The sequence below is a fragment of the Nonomuraea sp. NPDC003201 genome (assembly GCF_053590415.1).
In genome coordinates this window covers 1-3,887 of record NZ_JBSFTC010000569.1, presented here as the reverse complement: position 1 = coordinate 3,887, position 3,887 = coordinate 1, and the positions used below count along the sequence as shown (strand labels likewise).

General features: G+C 72.2%; 5 protein-coding genes. All 5 read left to right on the top strand.

Annotated features, from left to right (window positions below; translation table 11 throughout):
- The first annotated feature begins 38 nt into the window (after window positions 1–38).
- From hisD to hisH, 5 genes are read left to right on the top strand one after another with little or no spacing between them, the layout of a single operon-like run.
- Window positions 39–1,355, top strand: coding sequence for a histidinol dehydrogenase (hisD, locus tag ACWDX9_RS60830; protein WP_364251607.1), 1,317 nt, complete (start codon window positions 39–41; stop codon window positions 1,353–1,355).
- On the top strand, window positions 1,352–2,422 hold the full coding sequence (locus tag ACWDX9_RS60825; RefSeq protein WP_449973036.1) for a histidinol-phosphate transaminase: 1,071 nt from the start codon (window positions 1,352–1,354) through the stop codon (window positions 2,420–2,422). Before hisD ends, ACWDX9_RS60825 begins: the two co-directional genes overlap by 4 nt.
- A complete protein-coding gene (gene hisB / locus ACWDX9_RS60820) occupies window positions 2,419–3,012 on the top strand; it encodes an imidazoleglycerol-phosphate dehydratase HisB (RefSeq protein WP_350726235.1) in 594 nt (197 codons plus the stop codon). Before ACWDX9_RS60825 ends, hisB begins: the two co-directional genes overlap by 4 nt.
- Window positions 3,009–3,164, top strand: a complete 156-nt coding sequence (locus ACWDX9_RS60815; protein WP_350726237.1) for a hypothetical protein — start codon at window positions 3,009–3,011, stop codon at window positions 3,162–3,164. Before hisB ends, ACWDX9_RS60815 begins: the two co-directional genes overlap by 4 nt.
- A complete protein-coding gene (hisH, locus tag ACWDX9_RS60810; protein ID WP_350726239.1) occupies window positions 3,155–3,793 on the top strand; it encodes an imidazole glycerol phosphate synthase subunit HisH in 639 nt (212 codons plus the stop codon). Before ACWDX9_RS60815 ends, hisH begins: the two co-directional genes overlap by 10 nt.
- The last annotated feature ends 94 nt before the right edge of the window (window positions 3,794–3,887 follow it).

Here is a 3,887-nt window from a genome sequence, read left to right as displayed (position 1 = left end):
GAACCTGATTCAGGGGCCGGACTCCGTAGACTGTGATGGTGATTTCCCGTATTGACATGCGTGGTTCTCTTCCGGAGAACCTGCGCGACGTGCTGCCCCGCGCCGAGCTCGACGTCGAGGCCGCCCTGGAGAAGGTGCGGCCCATCTGCGACGACGTGCGCCATCGCGGGGCGGCAGCCGTACGGGAGCTGACCGCCAGGTTCGACGGCGTCGAGATCGCCTCCACCCGCGTCTCCGCCGAGGCCATCGACCAGGCCCTGCGTGAGCTCGCCCCCGAGGTCAGGGCGGCGCTGGAGGAGTCGATCAGGCGGGCCAGGCTGGTCCACCGCGACCAGCGGCGCGCCGACGTCACCACCCAGGTCGTGCCCGGCGGCACCGTGACCGAGCGGTGGGTGCCGGTCGACCGGGTGGGCCTCTACGTCCCCGGCGGCCGCGCGGTCTACCCCTCCAGCGTGGTCATGAACGTCGTCCCGGCGCAGGAGGCCGGCGTCGGCTCGCTGGCCGTGACCAGCCCGCCGCAGAAGGAGTTCGGCGGGCTGCCGCACCCCACGATCCTGGCCGCGTGCGCGCTGCTCGGCGTGGACGAGGTCTACTCGGTGGGCGGGGCGCAGGCGGTGGCCATGTTCGCCTACGGCACGGAGGAGTGCCCGCCCGCCACGATGGTGACCGGTCCCGGCAACATCTGGGTGGCGGCGGCCAAGCGGCTGCTCAAGGGGCGCATCGGCATCGACTCCGAGGCGGGCCCGACCGAGATCGCCGTCCTGGCCGACGAGACGGCCGACCCGGTCCACGTGGCCGCCGACCTGATCAGCCAGGCCGAGCACGACCCGATCGCCGCCGCCGTGCTGGTCACCACCAGCGTCGAGCTGGCCGACGCGGTCGAGAAGGAGCTGCCGGGCCAGGTGTCGGCGACCAGGCACTCCGAGCGCATCGCCGAGGCGCTGGGCGGCAGGCAGTCGGGCATCGTGCTGGTCGGCTCCATCGACGACGGCATCAAGGTCGTGGACGCGTACGCCGCCGAGCACCTGGAGATCCACACCGCGAACGCCGCGGAGATCGCCGGAAGAATCCGGAACGCCGGGGCCATCTTCGTGGGCCCGTACGCTCCCGTGTCGCTCGGCGACTACCTCGCCGGGTCCAACCACGTGCTGCCCACGGGCGGTTGCGCCTGCCACTCCAGCGGCCTGTCGGTGCAGTCGTTCCTGCGCGGCATCCACGTCGTCGACTACACCCGCGACGCCCTCGCCGACGCGGCGGCCCACGTGTCGGTCCTGGCGGACGCCGAGGACCTTCCGGCCCACGGCGCCGCGATCCGCGCCCGATTCGACTGGCAGATTCCCACGGAGACCGCGTGAACCTCGACGACCTGCCCATCCGGGACGACCTCCGGGGTAAGTCGCCGTACGGCGCGCCCCAGATCGACGTCCCCGTCAGGCTCAACACCAACGAAAACCCCTACCCGCCCTCGCCCGAGCTGGTCGCCGACCTGGCCGAGGCGGTCCGGGAGAGCGCGGGCGAGCTCAACCGCTACCCCGACAGGGACGCCACGGCCCTGCGCGCCGACCTGGCCGGCTACCTCGGCCACGGCCTGACCACCGAGCAGGTGTGGGCCGCCAACGGCTCCAACGAGGTGCTCCAGCAGATCCTGCAGGCCTTCGGCGGCCACGGCCGCACGGCCATCGGGTTCGAGCCCTCGTACTCGATGCACCCGATCATCACCAGCGGCACCAGCACCGAGTGGATCTCGGCCGGCCGCGAGGACGACTTCTCGATCGACCCCGGCAAGGCGACGGCGGCGATCGAGGAGCACCAGCCCGACATCGTGTTCCTGGCCTCGCCCAACAACCCGACCGGCACCGCCCAGCCGCTCGAGACCATCAAGGCCGTCCTGGCCACCACCCGGGGCATGGTCGTGGTCGACGAGGCCTACGCCGAGTTCGCCCGCGAGGGCACGCCGTCGGCGCTCACCCTGCTGCCCGAGCACCCCCGGCTGATCGTCACCAGGACGATGTCCAAGGCGTTCGCCATGGCGGGCACCCGGCTCGGCTACCTCGCCGCCCACCCGGCCGTGGTGGAGGCGCTGCTGCTGGTGCGCCTGCCGTACCACCTGTCCACGCTCACCCAGGCGGCGGCGCGTGTGGCGCTGCGGCACCGCGCCGAGCTGCTCGGCACGGTCGACGCGCTGCGGCGCGAGCGCGACGACACGGTCGCGTGGCTGCGCTCCAAGGGCCTGGCCGTGGCCGACTCCGACGCCAACTTCGTGCTGTTCGGGCGCTTCCCCGACCGGCGCAAGGTGTGGGAGGGGCTGCTGGAGCGCGGGGTGCTCATCCGCGAGGTGGGCCCGCCACAATGGCTGCGGGTGTCGATCGGCACCGGTGAGGAGATGGCGGCCTTCCGCGCCGCCCTGGAAGGAGTCTTGTGAGTCGCGTAGGCCGCGTCGAGCGCGTTACGAAGGAGACCTCGGTCCTGGTGGAGGTCGGCCTCGACGGCACCGGCCGGGTCGAGGTGGCCACCGGGGTCGGCTTCTTCGACCACATGCTGGCCCAGCTGGGCAAGCACGGGCTGTTCGACCTGACGGTCAAGACCGAGGGCGACCTGCACATCGACTCCCACCACACGATCGAGGACACCGCGCTCGCGCTGGGCGCGGCGTTCCGCGAGGCCTTGGGCGACAAGTCGGGCATCAGGAGGTTCGGCAGCGCGTCGTGCCCGCTGGACGAGTCGCTCGCCCAGGTCACCGTCGACCTGTCCGGGCGCCCCTATCTCGTGCACTCCGAGCCCGAGGGCATGGCGCCGATGATCGGCCCCGAGTACGACACGACGATGACCCGCCACATCCTGGAGTCGCTCGTCGCGCAGGCCGCGATCTGCCTGCACGTCCACGTGCCCTACGGCCGCAACGCCCACCACATCGTGGAGGCCCAGTTCAAGGCCCTGGCCAGGGCGCTGCGCGAGGCGTCCGAGCTCGACCCGCGCGCCACGGGCGTGCCGAGCACCAAGGGCGTCCTGTGACCGAGAACACCATCGCCATCGCGATGGTGTTCATCGGGCTGTTCCTGATCGGCGGCGTGTTCTCGCTGGCCAAGCAGGGGCTGAAGATCGGTGCGGCCGTCTGCGCGCTGGGCGCGGCGATGGCGATCACGGCGGGGGTGCTGTGGTGGTAGGCAAGAAGGTCGTGGTGCTCGACTACGGGTCGGGCAACCTGCGCTCGGCCGAGCGTGCGCTGGCCAGGGTCGGCGCCGACGTGACCGTCACGTCCGACTTCGACGCCGCCATGGACGCCGACGGGCTGGTGGTGCCGGGCGTCGGCGCGTTCGAGGCGTGCATGACCGGGCTCAAGAGCGTGCGCGGCGAGCGGATCATCGGGCGGCGCCTGTCCGGCGGGCGTCCGGTGCTGGGCATCTGCGTGGGCATGCAGATCCTGTTCGCCCGGGGCGTCGAGCACGGCGTGGAGACCGAGGGCTGCGCCGAGTGGCCGGGCACGGTGGAGCGGCTGGAGGCGCCCGTCCTGCCCCACATGGGGTGGAACACGGTCAAGGCGCCCGCCGACAGCGTGCTGTTCGCCGGGCTCGACGCCGCGACCCGCTTCTACTTCGTGCACTCGTACGGGGTGCGCGAGTGGGAGCTGCACGCCGGCGAGGGGTTCGCCGAGCCGCTGGTCACCTGGGCCGAGCACGGCGTCCCGTTCGTGGCCGCCGTCGAGAACGGCCCGCTCAAGGCCACCCAGTTCCACCCCGAGAAGTCCGGCGACGCCGGAGCCGTGCTGCTGAAGAACTGGCTCGGCACGCTGTGAGCGCGCCGATCAGCCGATCCAGGCTCTCATGAGCAAGGAGCGCGCGCGCCCGCTCCGCCTCCCGCTCGGCCCTGCGGCGCGCGCGCTCCTTGCT